Source organism: Amycolatopsis sp. NBC_00438 (genome assembly GCF_036026695.1).
Lineage (GTDB): Bacteria > Actinomycetota > Actinomycetes > Mycobacteriales > Pseudonocardiaceae > Amycolatopsis.
The window spans coordinates 1,351,713-1,372,306 of record NZ_CP107923.1; the positions used below are offsets into that span (position 1 = coordinate 1,351,713).

Consider the following 20,594-nt stretch of genomic DNA (forward strand, 5'->3'; position numbering starts at 1 on the left):
GCGACGATGGCGTGATGAGCCGAACCCTGCCCGCGTTGGCCGGTGTCGTCGCCGCGGTGCTCGTCTCCACCGCGCCGCCCGCGGTTGCCGCGCCGCCGGCCGGGGCCTGTTCCACCGCCGAAGGTGCCCACCCCGTCGTCACCGAACTGCCCTGGGCGCAACGGACCCTCGACCCGCGGCGGGTCTGGCCGCACAGCACCGGGGCCGGGGTCACCGTCGCCGTCGTCGACTCCGGGGTCGACGCCGCCCATCCGCAGCTCACCGGGAAAGTTCTGCCGGGCAAGGACTTCTTCCTCTCCGGCGATCTCTCCGGTGACTTCGACTGCGCCTCCCACGGCACGGCCGTCGCCGGGATCATCGCCGCCGCGCCGCAGGCCGGCGTCGGCTTCCAGGGGCTCGCCCCGGGCGCCACGGTCCTGCCCGTACGGATCACCGACCGTGACCTCGCCGACGACGGCCGCCCGACCCCGATCGATCCCGTCGTCCTCGCCCGGGGCATCTGGTACGCCGCCGACTCCGGGGCCAAGGTCATCAACCTCTCGCTGTCCGGCTACGCCGACGACGTGGTCGTGCACGACGCCATCCGGCACGCCCAGCAGAACGACGTCCTCGTCGTCGCGGCCGTCGGGAACCGCAGCTCCGGCCCGTCCTACCCCGCGATGTACGACGGCGTCCTCGGCGTCGGCTCGATCGACATCGGCGGCCACCGGGCGCAGGGCTCACAGGTCGGGTCCTATGTGGACATCGTCGCGCCCGGGGCCGGGGTGCTGAGCACGACCCGCGCGGGCGGCCACGACTACTTCGACGGCACCAGCTTCGCCGCCCCCTTCGTCTCCGCCACCGCCGCGCTCGTCCGCGAAGCCGAGCCCGGACTCAGCGCCGCCCAGGTGGCCGGCCGCCTGATCGCGACGGCGACCCCGATGCCCGGCGGCGCGGGCAGCCTCGAGTACGGCGCCGGCCTGGTCGACCCCTACCGGGCGGTGACCGAAGGACTCACCGCCCGCCCGGCGGCCCCGCTGCCGTCCGTCGTACCCGCGGCACCGGATCCGGCGGCCGAAAGCGCCGCGGCCTGGTGGGCGCGCCAAGGCACCGCGGCCCGTTCCGGAGTCGCTGCCGCCCTGGCCGCGACGCTCCTCGGCACGGTCGTGCTCGTGGTCCTCCGCCGGGGGAAACGACGGCGGTGGACGCCCGCCCGGGCCCGCCCGCTGCCGCCGCGTCCCGACCGCGAGCCGGTCGCCGCCGAACCCTTCCTGCTGCCCGGAAGGCACTGAAAAGGGCGGCCCCGAACCGGGACCGCCCCTTTCCCCCAGCCTCAGATCGACGTGCTGCCGACCCGGGCCTTCGCCGACGCCAGCGCCTGCTGCAACTCGGTGTTCGTGTTGTCGACGCCGCCGCGCAGCGCCTCCAGCATCTGCTGCTGCGCCTGCGAAACCTGCTGCCAGGCGGCACTCACCTCGGTGAACTGGCCGCCCGCCTGGTCCTGCCAGCCCTCGGCGGTCTGGCCGGACATCGTCTGCCAGGTGCTCATCTCCTGGTCGACCCGCCCGATGGTGCTGCGGATCTGGTCGGTGAGCCCGTGCAGCTCGCTGAAGTTTCCCTTGATCAGCACGAGGAATCCCCTTTCCGTGGTCAGGCCCGCAGCGCGCCGCCGAAGGGGCTGTGCCCCTGGGCGGACTCGATGCCGGCGCGCGCCGCGTCTTCGGCGCTGAGGTAGGTGTTGGCCGAGAACTGCGTGTTCTCGCCGAGGTTGCCCAGTGCCGCGGTCAGCCGGGTGATGCCCTGGTCCCACTGCTCGTGCGCGCGCACGAACGCCTCGTAGGACGTCCCGACCCACTGCCCGTGCATCGCCCCGACCACCGGGAGCAGCGACGCCCGGTGTCCGTTGATGCTGTCCGCCACCGAACCGGCGGTCTTCGCCGACTGCTGGAGGACGTCCATTTCGCCGTGTAGCTGATCCTGCATGCTCGCCACGCGCGGCTCCTTTTTTCACCGGAATAGCCGTTTCCGGCCCGACGCTAGGTGCCCCGCGGCCCGCGTGGCCCCGTCGCGGCACGTTCCTGCCACGCCACCCCACGCCGCCCGGGCAGCCCCGACGATGACGGCGTGGCGACGACCTTGGTGCACCGCGGCGACCGGACGGCCGGGCCGGCGATGCCGTCCGGCGAGGTGGTGCTGGAAGCACCGCCGGAGATCCCGCTGCCTTCGGGGCGGACGTGGACGCAGGCCCTGATGGTCCTGCCGATGGTGGCGATCATGGGCGGCACGCTGCTCGGCTTCGGCGGGACGGCGAGTGCGCTGCGGTACGTCGTGCTCGGCCTGTTCGGTGTCGCGATCCTCGGCATGCTCTGCGCGGCCTTCCTCAACGGCGGCGGCGTGAGCAAGCGCGAGATGGCGCACGCGCGCCGGCTCTACCTGCGTGGCCTGGCCCAGCACCGGATGCGCGTCACCCGCACGATCGATCGTCAGCGGGCCGCACTGGCCCACCTGCACCCCGAGCCGGAGACGCTGTGGTCCCTGGCCGCCGGGCCGCGGCTGTGGGAACGGCGGCCCGCCGACCCCGACTTCCTGGTCGCCCGGATCGGCCGGGGCCCGCAGGGCCTGGCCACCCCGATCGTCCCGCCGGACACCGTGGCGCTGGAACGCCTGGAGCCGCTTTCCGCGCTCGCGCTGCGCCGGTTCGTCACGGCGTACACGACCGTCGGCGGGCTCCCGCTCGCTGTCTCGGTGAACGGCTTCGCGCGGCTTCACCTGACCGGCGACCGAGACCGCCGCACCGCGCTGGCCCGGGCCCTGCTGGCCCAGCTGGCCGTGCTGCACGCGCCCGACGACGTCCGGATCGCCGTCTGCGCCGCGCCTGACCGGCTGCCGGAGTGGGACTGGGTCAAGTGGCTGCCGCACGCGCTGCACCCGGACCGCACCGACGCCGTCGGGCCGCTGCGGCTGGTCGCCCCGGCCGCCACCGCGCTCGAGGCGATGCTCGACGACCTGCTCGCCGGCCGCCCGCGGTTCGACCCGGACGGCCCCGGCCGCGCCCCGGCCCCGCACCTGCTGGTCGTCCTCGACGGCGGCGACGTCCTGGGCTCCGATCATCTGATGACCGGCGGCGGCGTCGAAGGCGTCACCGTCCTCGACCTCAGCTCGCCCGTGCCCCGCGCGCTCGATCGGGGCGCGGCCGAGCTGAGCGTCCGCGCGGACGGGACGCTGGCCGCCCGGACCACGGGCGGCACCGAAGAACTCGGCCAGGCCGACGCGGTGGCGCCGGCCGCCGCCGAAGCGCTCGCCCGGACGCTGGCGCCGTTGCGGCTGCCCAGCGGAACCCGCGGCGAGCAGCCGCTCAGCAGTGAGCTCGGTCTGGAAGACCTGCTCGGCCTCGGTGACCCGTTCGCGTTCGACCCCACCGGCACCTGGCGGCCGCGGCCGAGCCGCGACCGCCTGCGCGTCCGGTTCGGGATCACCCCGGACGGCACGCCGGTCGAGCTGGACCTCAAGGAGTCCGCCCAGGACGGGATGGGCCCGCACGGCCTGCTGATCGGCGCGACCGGGTCCGGCAAGAGCGAGCTGCTGCGCACCCTCGTGCTGGCGCTGGCGATCACGCACCCGCCGAACCAGCTCAACTTCGCGCTCATCGACTTCAAAGGCGGCGCCACCTTCACCCGCCTCGACGGCCTCCCGCACACCAGCGCGGTGATCACCAACCTCGCCGACGAGCTGCCGCTGGTCGACCGGATGGCCGACGCGATCAACGGCGAGCTGATCCGCCGTCAGGAACTGCTGCGCGCGGCCGGGAACTTCGCTTCCCTGCGTGACTACGAGAAGGCCCGGCTCGCCGGGGCGCCGCTCGCGGAGGTACCGACGCTGCTGGTGGTCTGCGACGAGTTCAGCGAACTGCTCTCCGCCCGGCCGGACTTCATCGACATGTTCGTCCAGATCGGGCGCGTCGGCCGGTCGCTCGGTGTGCACCTGCTGCTGGCGAGCCAGCGTTTGGAGGAGGGCAGGCTGCGCGGGCTCGACGGCCACCTGTCCTACCGGATCGGCCTGCGGACCTTCTCCGACATGGAAAGCCGCGCGGTGCTGGGGGTCACCGCGGCGTTCACCCTGCCGCGCGCGCCGGGCCACGGTTTCCTCAAGTTCGGCACCGAGGTCATGACGCGATTCCGCTCCGCCTACGTCTCCGGCGTCCACCGCCCCGGCACGACCGGCGCTGGGCCTCGCGAACACCAGGCCGCCATGCGCGAGTACACGACTTCGTATGTCGCACCCGAAATGACGGATGAACCCGAAGCCGAGGAAGACCTCGACGACGCCGTCGGCGAAAGCCTCCTGGACATCCTGGTCGACCGGTTCACCGGCAAGGGCACGCCGGCGCACCAGGTGTGGCTGCCGCCGCTGCGCGAGTCGTCCACTGTGGACGATTTGCTCGGGACGCCGGTGGTGGACCCGGTGCGCGGGCTCGTCGCCGGACCGGGGCTGGCCGGGAAGCTGCGCGCTTCGGCGGGGATCGTCGACCGGCCGCTCGACCAGCGGCGGGACCCCCTGGAGCTGGATTTCTCCGGCGCGGCCGGGCACGCCGTGGTCGTCGGCGCGCCGCGGTCGGGCAAGAGCGTCGCGCTGCGAACGATCATCGCGAGCCTGGCGCTGACCCACACGCCGCGTGAGACACAGTTCTACTGCCTCGACTTCGGCGGTGGCACGCTCGCCACCTTGCGGGGTCTGCCGCACGTCGGCAGCGTCGCGGCCCGGCAGAACGCCGGCGCGGTCCGGCGCACGGTCGCCGAGGTGGCCGGCGTGCTCGCGGCCCGCGAACGCCGGTTCGCGGAGCTGGAGCTCGACGGCATGCCCGAGTTCCGGCGCCGCCGCGCCGCCGGCGAGTTCGCCGAGGACCCCTACGGCGACGTCTTCCTGGTGGTCGACGGCTGGCTGACCCTGCGCAAGGACTTCGAGGACCTCGAGGAGGTCGTCGCCGGGATCGCCGCGCGCGGGCTCGCCTACGGCGTCCACCTGCTGGTGGCCTGCTCCCGCTCGTTCGACCTGCGCCCGGCCGTGCGCGACCTCTTCGGCGGGCGGCTGGAGCTGCGGCTCGGCGACCCGGTCGACACCATGGTCGACCGGGCGAGCCAGCTGCTCGTCCCGGAGAACGCGCCCGGGCGCGGTGTCACGAGCGGACGACACCAGATGCTGACGGCCCTGCCCCGGATCGACGGGCGTGCGACCGCCGACGACCTGCCGGCCGGCTCGGCGGCGCTCGTCGAGGCCGTGGCGGCGGCCTGGCGGGGGGAGCCCGCGCCGAGGGTGCGGCTGCTGCCGGGCGTGCTGCCGTACCCGGAACTGTCTACTGTGGATGACCCGGCGACGCACCGGCTCGCGGTCGGGATCGCCGAGCAGGACCTGGCTCCGGTGCGACTGGACTTCGCGGCCGACCCGCACCTGCTGGTGCTCGGTGACGGCGAATCCGGCAAAACGGCGTTCCTGCGGCTGCTGGCCCGCCGCATCGCCGGGGCGTACCGGCCAGAGCAGGCCCGGCTGATCGTGGTCGACCACCGGCGCGGGCTGCTCGGCGACCTGTCCGAGCCGCACCTGCTCGGCTACGGCACGGACCCGGCGTCGACGGCCGGCTTGCTCGCCGAAGCGGCTCGCGGCGTCGCCGAACGGCTGCCCGGCCCCGACGTCACGCCCGCCCAGCTGCGGACGCGGTCGTGGTGGCACGGACCGGAGCTGTTCGTGCTGGTCGACGACTACGACCTCGTCGTCAACCCGGCGGCGAACCCGTTGCTGCCGCTGCTGGAGCACTTGGCCCAGAGCCGCGACATCGGCCTGCACGTCATCGTGACGCGGCGGACGGGCGGGGCCGGGCGCGCGTTGTTCGAGCCGTTCCTCACCCGGCTGCGCGACGTCGGCACCCCCGGGCTGCTGCTGTCCGGTGACAAGGAAGAAGGACCGCTGCTCGGCGGGGTCAAGGCCGAGCCGCTGCCCGCCGGGCGTGGCCGGCTGATCGGCCGCCGCGACGCGCCGAAGCTGCTGCAGCTGGCCTGGCTGCCGCCGGCCGATGTGACCACAGTGGACGAAGGGAAACCCTGATGGGACAAGACATCCACGGCCTTACCGATGGCCTGGAACAGTTCTCGCCGCCGCCGCCGGACCCAGGTGTCGCGGCCGCACGGCCGGGTATCGCCGGCGGCGGCCTGCTGGAGACGGCGGAGCTGACGGCCGCGGACACGGAGTCGGCGACCGCGCTCACCGGGTACGTCCAGCGGGCGCACGACGAGTTCGTCGCACTGGCCGGGATCGCCCGGGGCGCGGCGCAGGACTACCTCGCCGGCAACGCGGCCGGGGCCCAGGCCCTGACCGTGGCCGGCACCGGACTGGGGGACTGAGCGGTGGGGTACGGATCGCTGCCGTTGGAGCAGCAGCTCGCGATGGTGCAGGTGGAACAGGGCAACGTCGGCGCGTTCGGCGAGATCGGCCGCAAGTGGCAGGCCGCGCAGACGGCGTTGGAGACCGCGGAGGGGCAGCTGGCCGAGCACGCGAGCCGGGTTTCCGGGGCATGGCAGGACGACGCGGGGCGGACCTTCCTCCGGCGGACCGACGCCGGCACGACGTCGTTGCGCACGCACGCGCAGTGGATCGCGGCGGCGGCCCCGTGGACGGCCCTCGACGCGGCCGCCCAAGCGGTGCCGATGGTCACGCGGTACGTCGCGCAGTGCCTGGAGCAGGCGCGGCAGATCCAGGCCGCGGTGGCTCAGGCGGGAGGTGCGTCGGCGGACTCCCAGGTGAAGCAGCTGCAGGAAGCGGCCGGCGCGAAGATGGACGAGCTGGGGCGGCTGTACGTGGCGGCGGCGCAACGGCTGCGTGCGGCGGCGGGGGAGAGTGCCGCAGGCTCGGGCGGTGGCAGTTCCGGCGATGGCGCGGCCGCCGGTGGTGGTGCTACCGGTGGTGGTGCTGCCGGTGGTGCCTCGGCGAGTGCTGCCGACGCGGGTGCCGCCGGGGCGGGTGGTGCTGACGCGGGTGGCGCCGAGGCGCAGGCGGCCGCCGGTGGTGCCGCCGCAGCTTCCGGCGCGGGTGCTGCCGGTGGTGCCGCTTCCGGCGCCGTTGGCGGTCCCGGCGCGGTGCCCACTCCCGAAGCCCCGCCGGTGCCGGATCTGCCGTCGCCGGTCGCGCCGACGTTGGCGGGGCTGGAGAGCGTCGCGCCGCCGGTGCCGCCCTCGGTGACGCCGGTCGCGCCATCGCTGCCGTCGGCGGCGGGAGTGCCGAGCCCGGCGCTGGGCGGTCTCGCCGGATTGGCCGGCTCGGTCCGTCTCCCGGGAGCGACGGCGATCCCGCAGGCCGCGGTACCCCGCGCGACGACGGTCACCCCGGCCGCCGCGACCGCCCCCGGGGAACCGATCGTCCCAGGCGTGGCTTCGGGGGCGTCGGCACGCCCGGCGTCGGGTGGGTTCCCCGGCATGATGCCGCCGATGTCGGGCGCGCTCGCGGGCTCGGGGCAGCGTCCCGGGCCGGGCCGGGCGGAGAACCGGTTCACGGGCCGCGGCCCGGTCCGCAGGCAGCCGCCGGGGGTGCCTGAGCGGCTCGGCGGCCGGACCCGCGGCGACCGCCGTCCGGTGCCGGCGGAAGAGCCCCGCTGGTCCCCGGACAAGCCTCGTCTCGACGACGAACTGTGGGAGGTCGCACCACCCCCGTCCCCGTTGCGGTCCGAGCGAGGCTGAGACGGGAAAGGCCCGCCCCGCACGTGTTCCGGGGCGGGCCTTTCCCGTGGAAAGCGCCGCTCCCGGCAGCCCGAGGCGCGGCCCCGGATGCCGCGAAGGGCACCCTCATGGCCGTAACGTCCATGAGGGTGCCCTTCACGACCGTCTCCCCGGTCAGCGGCTCAGCGCCGCCTGCTCCACCAAACCCGGCCCCACCGGGACCCGCGCCAGCAGCTCCGCCGGAATCCGCACGGGCGTCACCGCGCCGTACCCCAGCACCTCCATCGTCCGCCTGCTCGCCAGCGGGTACGCACGCCCCGCGTCCGTCACCAGCGCGAGCGTGCCCGCCGGGGCCGTCCGGCTCGGCATCGCCTCCACCAGCGCCGCCATGCCCGGGGGGACCACCACGCTGTCGGCCAGCGCTGCTCCCGCCGCCGTCCGGCCGGCCGTCACCGTCATCGGGTCCGGCGGGGCCAGCGCCGGGTCGAGCACCACTGACGGCGCCTCCGCCCCCGGCGTGAAACCCAGGCACACCGCGGCACCCGTGGCGAACTCGGGCAGCTGCGCGGGAACGTCACCGGGCTGCCGCGCCGGCGACGGGGACCGGTGGGCCTCCGCCAGGTCGAGCGGGCTCAGCGGGACGGCGTCCGGCTGGGCGTTCGCATACGCGGCCGCGGTCGGCGGGTACGCCCGCTGGATGTCGTACTGCAGCGGCGTGATCGGGCGCAGCCGCCCGGTCTCGGCCAGGTAGTACCCCGTCGTGCCGCTCGTCCGGACAGCCAGCAGCTGACCCGCGCGCAGCTCCGGCCGCCGGGCCACCGCCGTCGACGGCCTCCCCGCGTCCGGCAGCGGAATCGGCGCGATCGCGCCCCCGGCCGGCAGCAGATCGCCCGCCGCCGGGCTCAGCCGGACCGGCGACGCCGAGCGCAGCGCCAGCCCGACCGTCACCGCGTCGGCCGCCGCGATCCGGTGCCGGAAACCGCCGGCCACCAGGTACCGCTCGCCGGTGTCCGCGGACTCCGCCAGCAGCGCCCGGTCGCCCAGCGGCGTCCCCCCTGCGGGCGAGCCTCCGGCGAGCAGCACCGAACGGCTCACCACGCTGCCGTCGGCGCCGGTCTCCGGCCGCGAGCACAGCGACCACTCCGGGCCGAGCAGGTGGTCGGACGCGGGCAGCGCGTCCGGCGCCCCCGCGATGCCGATCAGCGGTCCGCGCGGCACGCCGTCGAGTGAGTTCCGGGACACCTGCACGGTCTTCGCGCTGCCCGCGGCGAGCACCGCCGACGTGTAGTTCGCCGCCGGGTGCAGGCGGCCGGCGACGTAGACGAACCGCGTCCCCGTCTCCTTTTCCACGATGACGGCGTCCCCGGCCTGCCAGGACGTGTTCCCGCCGGGGACGAGCAGCCCGAAGACGCCGAACCCGGCCAGCAGGAGCAGGGACAGCCCGATCCCGGCGAACGCCGCGGTCGCCGGCCGCCGGAACCGCGGCCGCTCCGGGTCGGTTTCGCGGGCGGCGAGCGCGGAAACCGTGCGCTGGACGAGGAACTGGTGCGCGTGCAGCTGGTCGCGAGGGGAGGCCACCTCAGCCCGCCAGCCCGCGGAGCACCGCGTACAGGCCGAGCACCCAGCACAGCAGCGGGACCACGGCCACGACCACGAGCACCTCGACGATCTCACCCCACCGCGCCAGGTACGGCGTCGGCGTCCTGGCCGCGTAACGCAGGCCGGCCGGGACCACGACGACGGTGGCGGCCGCGCACACCGCGGCGATCGTCCACGGCTGCCCGCCGCCGAAGAGGGCCAGGCTCGCCAGGCCCGTCGCGCCGGCCAGCAGCAGCGGCACCCGGTGCCGCACGATCGGGTGCAGCCGCGCCCGCAGCAGGAAGCCGGCGGTCAGCACGGCCGTGAAGACGACGCCCGCGGTGCCACCGTGCCCGGCCCACCAGACCTGCGCCGGCGCGGCGGCCGAGGCGATCGCCCAGAGCAGCCCGGTGAGGATGCCGTCGGCGCGCACCACCGACGCGTAGACCGCGCGCCGGGCCGGGTGCGGGGTGTCGCGCAGCAGGTCGGCCGGGCCGCGCGGGAGGACCGGCAACGGCAGCCGGCCCAGCCGGACCGCGAGCGCGGGCAGCGGGGGCGAGCCGACCAGGGCCGCGGCCGCGACGATCGCGGCCGCCTGCGGCCCGGGCACGACGTCCGCCGTCGCGAGCCACGCCCCGAGCGTTCCGGCCAGGCCGGCGACCGCCCCGGCCGTGAAGACGGCCGCCCGGTCGGCCACGCCCATCAGCCCGGCGACGGCGGCGACCAGCACGGCCGCGCACCCGGCGAGCAGCTGGGGCGCGCCCGGCGGCTCGCCGGCGGTCAGAGGGGCGCCACCGGCCGGCAGGAGGGCGCCACCCACGAAAGCGAACGGCCACGCCGTCACCGCCAGGATCGCACCGGCCCCGCTGTCGCCGAACGCCCGGGCGAGGCCCGACCCGCCGGCCACCAGCGCGACCGCCGCGAGCAGGGCCGCGACCGCCGGGCCGACGCCAGGGCCCGCCGTGACGAGCACGGCCAGTGCCACCAGCGCCGCGAGTGATCCGGCCGCCAGGCCCGCGGCCCGGGTGTGACGGGCCTGCCAGGTGCCGCCGAGACGGGCCGACCCTTCGGCGATCACGTCGGCCAGGTCGTCGTACTCCAGCTCGGGCCAGTCGACCTGGGCCGGAACCAGGTGCAGGACCTCGCCGTCGCCGACGCGCTGCGCGGCGGCCGTGCGGGCGGGGTCGAGCCGGCCGCCGTCGCCGCGGCGCAGCAGCCACCCGCCAGGCGGTTCGTCGGCCACGCCGGCGTGCCGGAGCAGGCCCGGCAACAGCTCGGCGAGCGGCGCCCGTTCGGGCAGCGCGAGGTCGATGCGGCGGTGCGGCGTCGCGACCGTCACGCGGACCAGGCCGGTCGTGGTCATGGTGGCCTTCCTCGGTTCGGCTCGCGGCAGGTAGCTGCCGTGGGCACCCGCGGACTGGCGCGGGCGGACCTACTATGGATCGGCCGGGCCACGCGGAGGGCAGGGCGGCAGGTTGCGGACAGGCGGGGGTCATGACGGGAACGACGGGCGGAGACGCGTACTCCGGGGTCTCGTCACGGGTGACCTTCGCCTACCGGCAGCTGCCGTCGAAGTTCGACAAGCGCACCAAGGCGGCGTTCGACCGCGAGCAGGCGGCGGTGCGGCACATCCCGTCGGTGCTGGCGATCGACGCGGTCGAGACCCGCTCGGACGGCAGCCAGGTGCTGCGGCGCGAGCAGTGCCCGCAGTCGCTGGCCGAGCTGGTCAGCCGCGGCGGTCCGCTGTCCGCGGCGGACGCGGTCGTCCTGGGCCGGACGCTGGCGACGGCGCTGGCCGGCATGCACAAGGCGGGCGTCGTCCACGGCGGCGTGAGCCCGCACAACGTCCTGTTCCGTGCCTCGGGTGAGCCGGTCCTTGCCGACGGTGGCCTGGTGCTGCGGCACACGTTCCCCCGCGATCCGTTGCACGCCATCGAGTTCCGCGCGCCCGAGGCGGCGCGCACCGAGGTGTTCGACGAGGCGAACGACATGTACGGCTTGGGCGCGGTGGTGCACTTCGCGCTGACGGGCGGTTCGCCGCACCCGGGCAAGCTCGGGGAGCGGCAGGGCGAGCGGGTGCTGCGGGTGCTGCGCGAGCCGGTGCCGGCGATCCACCGCGAGGACGTCCCGGTGGCCCTGGCCACGACGATCGGCCGGCTGCTGGCGGCCGACCCGGCCCGCCGCCTGACGGACGCGGTGGAGGTGGCCCGCCGGCTGGCGACGGTGGGATCGGTGCCGCCGGGCTTCGACGACTTCGCTTCGGGGCCGGTGCCTCCGGTGGCCGGTGGGTACGGGATGGTGCCACCGACATCCGCCGCGCCGCCGGGAGTGGTCACGCCGGCGCTCGCTGTGGCCTCCCCACCGCAGGTCCCGGTGCCGACGGCGACGACTTCTGCGTGGGCGAAGCCAGGCGCAGGCCCGGTTCCCCATTCGGCGCAGCCGGGTGCGGCTCCGTCGGCTGGGCCGTCGGCCGCGTCGCCGGTGCCTGCCGGCGACGTTGTGCTGCCAGGTGCTGTCGTGGCCGGAGGCTCTGCTGACGCCGCGGGTGCGGCTCGGGCGACCGCGCCGGTGCCCGCGGCCTCGAACCCTGTCGTGGCCGCAACCCCGGCCGCGCCCATGGCACCGCCTTGGGCGCCGCAAGTTCCCGAGGCGACCCGCGTTCCCCTGGCCTCCTTCGACTTCCGCGGCGTCAACCCCGGCAACCGCCGCAGCCGGCGGAAACTGCTCGTATTCGGCGGAATCGCCGTTGCCGTCGCGGCGGTTGGCGGTGGGCTGATCGCCGTCCTCGGCAGTGGGTCCGTCGAAATGGCGCAGCCCGCTGAAACCCAGCCCGCCGCTCCACCGCCTTCCTCGCTCGTCGCCGCGCCCGCCACCGCTCTCGAACTGCTCCCTCCCAAAGACGCCAGCGACACCGTCGAGCTCACCTGGCGCAGCTCGGCGCCCATGGACTACGCCGTGGTCGTCGCCGCCGAAGGGGACCAGGCGCGGGTGGTGCCCGCCGGGCGGCAGCTCAGCCTGACCATCCCGGTCGAACCCGGAAAGCGGTACTGCTTCCTCGTCCGCGCCGCCACCGCGCGCGGGGTCTACGAAAGCCTGCCGAAAGCCATCCGCGGCGCCACCTGCACCCGCTGAACGCGCGTGGCCGGAAGCGGCCGGCGGCGCCGAGGTCACAGCACCGAGGTCACGGCGCAGCGGGCGCGAACGGTCCGCCGCCGTTGCCTTTCGTAGGTGCTGCTCAGGGACCTGTGGTCACCGGATCCCGGAGATCGGCGACCGGCACGACTGCCTGCTACAGGGGAGCGTCGCCGCGGGTGCTGAGCGCCACCAGGGCCGCCGACTACGTCCGCCGGCGCCTCGGCGGCGGAACCCTTGAGCCGAACACGGCCGGTGAGATCGCGATGCCGGTGCAGGGCCCCTTCGCGAGCCCGAGGCGCAGAGCGACGCCGCCGGTGCTGGCGGCACCGGTTCGAGGGTGGCGTGGGCGAGGCCGGCGTTGGTGTCCGGTTCGCGGATGTGGACGCCGTGGCGGCGGGCGTCGGCGACCAGAGACTGCGAGCTGTAGCAGCCCAGCCGCGACGTCACCGTGGGGAAATGGGGGTGGTCAGCGCGCGGCACTGCCCGCCGACCGTGGTTTTGGTCGATGTCGCACCGCGAAGGCCGGGTCGACCGTCTGCGCCTGTTCCTTTCGGCGAACTGACGACCACTGCCGTGCGGCGTGGCTCCGCGCAGCACGCGCGCAATCCGACCCACTCATTCCCTTTCGACGCGCGGTTTGCGGGTCGCCCGGCCGGGATCGGCGCTTCGCCGCCTGCGCGGCTTCAGCCGTTGCGCACGATTCGCCAGCGGGTGGCGGCCGCGCCGTTGTCGGGGCCTTGGACGGCGAACGCGCCGGTGGCCGTCGAGTTGTTCTCGATGGTCAGCAGCTTGCCGCTGTTGACGTTGCGGATCTTCGCCGTCCCGTCGCCCTGGTCGAGGACGGTCCAGCGGTGGTCGGCCGTGCCGTTGTCCGCCCACTGCAGGACGCGGGCGTTGTCCACCGTCGACATGTCCAGGACGCCGAGGACCTTGCCGCTGTTGGCGTTGCGGAACCGGACGGCGGTCCCGTCCGTGATGACCTCCCAGTTGTGGTCCGCCGTGCCGCTGTCGGACCACTGCAGCGCGCGGCCGCCGTCCGCGGTGGACATGTTCTCGATGCCCAGCACCAGCCCGCTGCCCACGTTGACCAGCCGGCTCGTCGTCCCACCGGAGCCGCCCCCGGTGTTCCAATAGACCGTGTAGTTGAAGCCCTGCGCGTCGTGGAACGGCACCAGGTTGACCGACGAGCCGTTGGCCTTCGCGCTGAAAGCGAGCGCGGTGGTGCTCGTCCGCGTGACCGAGTTCGGGTCGAGGGACGGCAACGCGCCGAGCGTGCTGCTGCCGTAGTTGCCGGCCAGCACCACCGGGCCGTAGGTCACCGCGGCGACGTTCGCGTTGTCGTTGGCCGCCTTCAGGGCGACCTTCATGGGCAGCCGGACGGTGACCGTGTCACCCGAGGCCCACGACCGCGACAACGTCGCGTAACTGCCGGGGGTGGCGGTCACGTTCTGCGCGACGCCGTTGACACTGACGGTCGCCCCGGTCGTCCAACTCGGGATGCGCAGGCGCATGGCCCAGGCGCCGCTCACGCTGCCGGTGACCGTCAGGGTGGTGGTGTCACCGGCCGGGTACGACGTGGTCTGGGTGACGGTGATGCCGCGCTGGGTCCAGGTGAGCACCGAAGGCAGGAACAGGTTCACGATCAGCGTCGTGTCGCTGTAGAAGTAGATCGAATCCGCCAGCTTCGTCTGGGTTTCCAGGCCGCTGCCCTGGCAGCACCAGAACGAGTTGTAGTCGGTGCTCCACGTGCCGCCGCCCCACGCCGGGCCGAGACCGCGCCGGCCGCCCGGGTTGAGGGAGCTGAAGTAGGTGACGTGGCCGTGGCTGTCGGCCGGGTTCTGCTGGCCGATCATCTGGTTGAGCAGCGCCCGCTCGTAGTAGTCGGCCAGGTCGGCGCGATCCGGGTAGAGCGCGATCAGTTCCCGGGTCAGCTTGAGCATGTTGTAGGTGTTGCAGCTCTCGCACGTGTCCTGGTTGAGGTACCCGGCGATGGCGTTGGGCGCGCGAAAGTGCTCGGCCTGGCTGTTGCCGCCGATGGCGTAGGTGTGCGCGCCGACGGTGATGTTCCACGCGTTGGTGGCGATGTCGCGATAGCGCGTGGTGCCCGTGGCCTTGTACTCCCGCGCGGCGCCGATCCACTTGGGAATCTGGGTGTTGGCGTGCAGGCCGCTGAGCTGATCCCGGTTCGCCGCCAGCGGGTCGAACACGGCGGCGTGGTCGAACCGCTGCGCGACGGTCAGCCATCGTGCGTCGCCGGTGTACTGGTAGAGGTCGGTCAGCACCGCGTTCATGCCGCCGAACTCGGTGCCCAGCACGGATTGCTGCTGCGCATAGCTGAGCCGGCCGGTACGCCGGTCGACCCACGCCGCCAGGCTCAGCAGCACGTCACGGGCTTGGGTGCTGTCGACGTACCGCCAGACGTCGAGCAGGCCCGCCATCGTCTTGTGGATGCAGTAGTACGGCACGTTGCCGTTCGACAGGCGCCCGGCCTCGAGGTTGTCGAAGTCCGACTCGGGGAAGCCGGACAGGTACCCGGCGGTGAACCCGGCGGCGCCGTTGTTGGCCTGGCACTTGGCCAGTTCGGCGACCATGGAGGTGGCCTTGTCCCGGCACGTCGTGTCCCCGGTGACCGCCCACAGCTGCGCCCACGCCGTGAGGAAATGCCCCTGCACGTGGCTGCGGAAGGGGAAGTTCGGCGCGTCCCAGCCGCCGTTGGTGGCGGCGCCGCCGGTGGAGAGCCGGTGGTTGGCCCGGAAGTTGTAGAGCAGCCGGCCGACGTCGACGAACCGCAGGTAGTTCTGCGTCCGGTTCTGGTTGTCCAGCCACCGGCTCGCGGTCAGCCGCACCTGGCCGAGCTCGAACGGGAACGCGGACACCCCGGCCTCCGATCGGACCGGACCGGTGGCGGCGCCGGCGGCGGGAGCCCACCCGAAGGCGGAGCCGGCCGCGGAAACGAGGGCGCCGGCGCCGGCGGCTTGCAGCAACCGCCGCCGGGTGAAGGATGAGGTCACCGGATTCTCCGTTCGGCCGGCATGGGAACGGAGGCGGACGTTAGCGCCGACATCCGGGTCTGTCACGTACTGCGCGACCGCTCGTGCTCCTGCGGGCCAACGATTACCGGCTCGTTCGCTGTTCAGGCGTAGTGACCACGGCAGGACAGGTCCGCAGCGGCGGGTGAAACTTACCCGGGCCGAAGCAGGCGCTGACCGCCGCACGCCCGCCTCCGCTCCGGCAGGCGTGCACGGTCCGCGGGACCGGCTGTCGATCCCGCTCACCCCGTCGCTACTTCGTGGTCGACGTCCGCCCTCCGCGCGCCGGCGCGGGTTCACCCGGTGCCGCGGGGCAGACGCCGGCGGCGAGCCACTTCTCACGCAGACCGGCCGGGATGGTCAACGCGGTCGGCTGCCCGTCGGTGAGCGTGCGGACGCTCCCGCCCAGCAGCAGACTGCCCGCCTTGTCGAGGACCGCAGTGGCCAGGCGGCTGCGGTCCTCCGCTCGTTCCAGCACCCGCATCAGCCGCGCGCCCGCGCCGACCGCCCGGCTCCAGCCCCGTGCGCGCGGCACCTCGAGCCAGTCGGCGACCTGCGGGGTGACGACCTGGCGGACGACCGCGGCGGCCACGCCGTCGAACGCCTTGCCGGGAATCATGTGCTCGTAGAGGTCGAGGAGGTTGCGGGTGAGCTCGATTCCTTCGTCCGACGGCCCGTAGGTCGCCTCGACGAGTTCGGCGTTCAACGCCTGCGCCTCGGCCAGCGTCTCGGGTATCGCGTCGGCCGGGATGCCGAGCATCGCGCCGGTCACGCGCCAGACGTAGTAGTAGTTCTCGGCTTCCCGCTCGGTCACGGAGATCCCGATCCGGCGCATGCCGTCGATGACCTGGACCGAGAAGATGAGCAGCGCACCGAGTATGTCCTGCTGGCACAGGGGAACCCCGTCGGCGGCGACGTCCCATTCGCCGGAGTGGGTGATGAAGTAGCGCACGGCGGCGTGGATGAGCCGGGTCTTCTGGATCGTGGGCACGAACCCGCCGCCCGAACCGAACGGGGCGGGACCCATCATGTTCAGCACGAACTGCGAAGTTTCCGACAGCCGGCGGTGCGGCTGGTTGAGCCGGTGGGTCAGCGACAGCACGCGCGACGCCCGCGGCTGGGCGTAGCAGTTCACCATCGCCCCGAACGAGAGTACCGACGCGACGTGCACGCCGTCGTCGACGAAGAACTCGTAGGCGCTCGCGACCCGATCGAGGTCGGCCCAGTCCGGCGGATTGTCTGTGGCGATGAGGAAGCGGCGCACGGATTCCGGCAGGGTGTCGGGGATGGGCTGGTCGTTGTCCCGGAACTGCGCCAGGACTTCGTTGACCGCGACGGTCGTCCCGCTGGCGACCAGGTCGGCGACCACTGCGTCGGCGAGTGGGTCGCCCAGAAACTTCAATTCTTCGAGCGGGATCGGTCTCGGCGACCCGTGGTTCTCTGTCACCGATTTAGTTTCGGTCGGGAACAAACCGGGGGTCAGCGCCATTCAGGCAGAACCGGTTCACGAACCGGTGACAGCGCTGGTTACGGCGCGTGCGCTCCATCGTGCCTCGGTGACGTTTCCGGAAGTCAGCACTCCCGGCGTCAGCTGATGCGATGGAGATGCCCGTCCTGGACTGCGAGCACGGCGAGGAGGCCACTCGTAGGGCCCGCTGTTGCTTGCCAGCCTGTCGCGCCAGGTGCGGCCGTCGCGGTCTGCCCGGCCGTGAGCGGGAGGCCGCTGATACCGCCCCCTGTGACTGTGCCGGTCTGGTCGGTGATGAGGACGCAGTCCGGTGGGGTTCCGTTGATGGAGACCCAGCCGGTGGTGATGGCGCCGGGGTCCGTGGCGGGAGCGTCGAGCGCTCCGTGTGCTGTGCCCGGGCCCTTGTCGGTCAGCGGTTGTGCGGTCGCGAGGTCCAGGTGGCTGCCGAGTTCGGGGCCGTGGCAGCCGAGGGTGAAGGCGTTGTTGAATGGGTAGGCCTGCAGCGCGCGAGCGGCAGAAGCAGCCGCGCGCTGAATGTGCAAACCCTCCAGTGCTGCCGGGGCGTCGACGCGTAGGGCGATCGCGGCGAGATTGAGTGGAGCGTAGCTGCGGCGGACCTGGTCCGCTTTGCCTCCGCCGATCGCGTGCGTGATCAAGGACAGCGCGACGACACCGACCACGAGATAACGGCGCGACCACTGTGGACGGTGCGCAGCGGCCAGCACGACGAGGGCGATCGTCGCCAGCGCGGCGACGAGGACGTAGCGGCTGATGAGCCCGACGTTGCCGCCGGGGACATTGGTGGTGGTCCGTCCGAGTGCGAGCATCAGTGGCAAGGCGAACGCGTAGAGCGTCAAGCCGAGCCAACCCGCGTCGCCGTCCACCGTGCGGTGACGGCGGTTGTCGAGCGTCCGGCTGAACAGCACAGCGAGCAGGGTGATCGTGAGCCCGCCGGCGATGACCGCGACGACGGCGACGTCGACCGACCACAAACCGCCGACGGCGGCGGCGATGACCGACAAACGTCCGTCCGGGTCGAAAGCGGCCGTCGCGCCCGACTGCGCCCCGGCGGGTTTGGTCAGCCACCACGCCGCGATGATGACGACGCCTGCCACGGCGGGGATCACGACGCGAAGCCGGGATTCCTTGCGCAGCCAAAGGATGAAGGCGATCACGAACCAGATCGGCAATGCCGCACCGAAGCTGAGGCACCCGAGAACCGCCGCACCCGAAGCGATAGCGATGCGGCCGCGGTGGGCACAGGCGATCGCGACCGTGCAGAACGTCACCGCGGGGACCCAGCTGATGCCGTTCGTGCTCTGCAACCACAACTCGGTCGCGTGGGAGCTGAACAGCAGCCACGTCATGGCCGCGGTCAACGCGCCCCGGGCTGTCGGTGAAAGCTGCCGCGGCAGCATCGATCGCAGCGACAGCACGGCGACGGCGAGCAGGGCGATCGTCAGGACCGTCAGGACGCGGTTGTCGCCGCCGAACCACGCCGCATCCGCGTAGAACAGCAGCGACGGCACCACGAACGGCTGATCGAGGTGATAGGTGAACACCTGTCCGAGCAGGAGGTTGCCGTTGTCGTCGGTGATCTTGGCGAAGACGTGCCAGTAGTCGAGCAGCACGTGCATCCGCGGCGCGCGCACCGCGGCCAACAACGCCAGGCCGACCGGTACGGCCGAGAACAGCCACCACGCGACGACGCCCGGCCGCCACGACGCGCGGGCGCGGACCGGTGCGGCGATGCGCGGGATCGGCGCGGTGACGTCCGGCTCGTGGGCGTCGGCGAGCGCTGGCTGAGTCATGGATCTCCTGCAGAACGGATGGCTGCGGCCCGGCGACGGCGGGACCGGCAGGCATCGTAACCGGCGGTCATTCGGCTCCTGCAAAGCGGTGACCTGGTCTTTTACGGGATCGGTGATCGTTTGGCAACTGTAAGCCTCGTCTCACCGAACCTGTGTAACAGCTGTGAATCCGCTCCGATGATTGCTGCGGGTGAGGGACGAAGACTTCCCGACCCCTGGGCAGACCGGGCACGACGTGCGCGGCGAGCCGGGCAAGACCCCGCGGCGGCAGCTGTGTCCCGCGGGGCCATTGGGGGCGACCACGGCGGAGTGCCGCGGTCGCCGGGGGAGGAACTGGCGTGCTGCGTTTGTCGCGTCCTGTCCATCTGGTCCGCTGGGTCAGAGCACTCGTGCTCGTCCTGACGATGACCCTGCTCGTCGGCAGCACCGAAGCCATCGCGGCACCGCCGCGGCTTACGGACGCGCCCAAGCCGATCGACCCGCGTGACGTCGGTTTACTGCCGTCGGCCGCGCCCACGCCGGTGGTGCCGCAGGCGCCGTCGAAGGCGGATTTCGCGGCGCAAAGCCGGCTGGACGGGGGAGCGGGCACGCACTTCGACCCGCAGCGCTCGACGCCGGTGTCATGGACGACGTTCACCACCGAGTACGTCAACGCCGACGGCACGCACTCGGTGCGGCAGTCGAACCAGCCGATGAACGTGCAGGACGAGCACGGTCAGTGGCAGCCGGTCCAGACCACTCTCGAAACGGACCCGGCGACGAAGCGCGCCGACGCCGACAACCACCCCCTGAGCCCGTCTCTGGCCACCAAGGCCAACGACGCCGCCGTGCTGCAGGTCGAGTCCGGCGGCCACGCTGCGGGCCTGGCGCTGGACCAGGCCGCTCCGACTGCAGCCGCGGTGAAGGGTGACTTGGTCACCTATCCGGAGGTCGCCGCCGGTACGGACCTGGACTACGAGGTCACGCCGGGTGCGGTGAAGGAGACGATCAAGCTCAAGCGGCTGCCGGCCGACGGGCGGTCGTCGTGGAAGTTCAAGCTCACCACCGGTGATCTGACGCCGAAGCTGGAGAAGAACGGGTCCGTCACCCTGGCCGACAAGGCCGGTGCGGCGAAGATCGTGCTCCCGCCGATCGAGACGTGGGACTCCGCGGGCAACGGCGAGACCGCGCCCGCGATGACCGGCGGCGTGTACACGCTGGAGAAGGCCGGTTCGGACTGGTGGCTGACCGTCGCGGTCGACCCGAACTGGCTGCGTGACCCCAAGCGCGTGTACCCGGTGTCGGTCGACCCGACGTTCACCTACGGCGTCACCGAGTCGCACTCCTACCGCTCCGACGGCACGAACTGCGACGCCTGCGGTCTGCGGATCGGCAACAGTCAGGCCAAGGGCGACACGTATAACCGCAGCGTCTTCCACATGGACTACTCGCCGTTGTTCGGCAAGACCGTGGTCGGTGCGCGGATGGACCTGACCCGCAACACCAGCGTCGTCGGGTCGCTCAAGACGTGGAACGCGAACCTATACCACGCGTCGGCGTTCAACTTCAACGGCGTCGGCGGTTACATGACCAGCGCCCTGGTCGGTGACGTCGGCAGCTTCGTCGGCGAAGGCATGACCGGGTTCATCCGCGAGCGGGTCAACGCCCGCGACGGCAACGTGTTCTTCATGATGATCGGCGCGGAGAACGCCGGCACGTGGACGTACAAGAACCTCAACGCCACGCTCACGGTGGACACCGGTTCCCCGGCCCCGGCACCCACGCTGGTCGGCCCGGCGGACGGCACGGTGTCGACGTCGCTGACTCCGACGTTGTCGGTCAACCCGGTGACCGACCCGGATGGCGAGCAGGTCAAGTACTGCTTCCGCATCGCCACCGGCGCGGACGCCAAGTC

General features: G+C 73.2%; 12 protein-coding genes. 5 read left to right on the forward strand and 7 right to left on the reverse strand.

The window, feature by feature from the left end; translation table 11 throughout:
* The first annotated feature begins 14 nt into the window (after positions 1 to 14).
* Positions 15 to 1,271 (forward strand): type VII secretion-associated serine protease mycosin, encoded by a 1,257-nt coding sequence (gene mycP / locus OG494_RS06500; RefSeq protein ID WP_328452918.1) that lies wholly within the window; start codon positions 15 to 17, stop codon positions 1,269 to 1,271.
* A 41-nt stretch (positions 1,272 to 1,312) separates the two neighbouring features.
* Here mycP and OG494_RS06505 read toward each other — a convergent pair whose 3' ends face one another.
* The gene (locus OG494_RS06505; RefSeq protein WP_328452920.1) at positions 1,313 to 1,609 is read right to left on the reverse strand and encodes a WXG100 family type VII secretion target; all 297 of its coding nucleotides are present in this window, start codon (positions 1,607 to 1,609) and stop codon (positions 1,313 to 1,315) included.
* Positions 1,610 to 1,629: 20 nt separating this feature from the next.
* On the reverse strand, positions 1,630 to 1,962 hold the full coding sequence (locus tag OG494_RS06510) for a WXG100 family type VII secretion target (protein WP_244180950.1): 333 nt from the start codon (positions 1,960 to 1,962) through the stop codon (positions 1,630 to 1,632).
* Positions 1,963 to 2,103: 141 nt separating this feature from the next.
* Between OG494_RS06510 and eccCa the strand changes: the two genes are divergently transcribed.
* From eccCa to OG494_RS06525, 3 genes are read left to right on the forward strand one after another with little or no spacing between them, the layout of a single operon-like run.
* Positions 2,104 to 6,075, forward strand: coding sequence for a type VII secretion protein EccCa (gene eccCa, locus OG494_RS06515; protein WP_442874387.1), 3,972 nt, complete (start codon positions 2,104 to 2,106; stop codon positions 6,073 to 6,075).
* Positions 6,075 to 6,371, forward strand: coding sequence for a hypothetical protein (locus OG494_RS06520; protein WP_328452922.1), 297 nt, complete (start codon positions 6,075 to 6,077; stop codon positions 6,369 to 6,371). The genes eccCa and OG494_RS06520 overlap by 1 nt, the downstream gene beginning before the upstream one ends.
* 3 nt (positions 6,372 to 6,374) lie before the next feature.
* On the forward strand, positions 6,375 to 7,700 hold the full coding sequence (locus OG494_RS06525; protein WP_328452924.1) for a hypothetical protein: 1,326 nt from the start codon (positions 6,375 to 6,377) through the stop codon (positions 7,698 to 7,700).
* 153 nt (positions 7,701 to 7,853) lie between these two features.
* Here OG494_RS06525 and eccB read toward each other — a convergent pair whose 3' ends face one another.
* Both eccB and eccD read right to left on the reverse strand, forming a co-directional pair.
* Complete coding sequence (gene eccB / locus OG494_RS06530) at positions 7,854 to 9,257, reverse strand: type VII secretion protein EccB (RefSeq protein WP_328452927.1); 1,404 nt, start codon at positions 9,255 to 9,257, stop codon at positions 7,854 to 7,856.
* A gap of 1 nt (position 9,258) precedes the next feature.
* Entirely contained in the window at positions 9,259 to 10,620 is a 1,362-nt protein-coding gene (eccD, locus tag OG494_RS06535) for a type VII secretion integral membrane protein EccD (protein WP_328452929.1), read from the reverse strand.
* A gap of 131 nt (positions 10,621 to 10,751) precedes the next feature.
* On the opposite strand from eccD, the gene OG494_RS06540 reads away from it, so the two are divergent.
* A complete protein-coding gene (locus tag OG494_RS06540) occupies positions 10,752 to 12,389 on the forward strand; it encodes a serine/threonine protein kinase (RefSeq protein ID WP_328452931.1) in 1,638 nt (545 codons plus the stop codon).
* Positions 12,390 to 13,075: 686 nt separating this feature from the next.
* Here OG494_RS06540 and OG494_RS06545 read toward each other — a convergent pair.
* From OG494_RS06545 to OG494_RS06555, 3 genes are all read right to left on the reverse strand, one after another.
* Positions 13,076 to 15,403, reverse strand: coding sequence for a beta-L-arabinofuranosidase domain-containing protein (locus OG494_RS06545; RefSeq protein WP_328452933.1), 2,328 nt, complete (start codon positions 15,401 to 15,403; stop codon positions 13,076 to 13,078).
* 271 nt (positions 15,404 to 15,674) lie between these two features.
* Positions 15,675 to 16,823 (reverse strand): oxygenase MpaB family protein, encoded by a 1,149-nt coding sequence (locus OG494_RS06550; protein WP_328452935.1) that lies wholly within the window; start codon positions 16,821 to 16,823, stop codon positions 15,675 to 15,677.
* A gap of 185 nt (positions 16,824 to 17,008) precedes the next feature.
* The gene (locus OG494_RS06555; protein ID WP_328452937.1) at positions 17,009 to 18,784 is read right to left on the reverse strand and encodes a DUF2079 domain-containing protein; all 1,776 of its coding nucleotides are present in this window, start codon (positions 18,782 to 18,784) and stop codon (positions 17,009 to 17,011) included.
* Positions 18,785 to 20,594 lie beyond the last annotated feature (1,810 nt).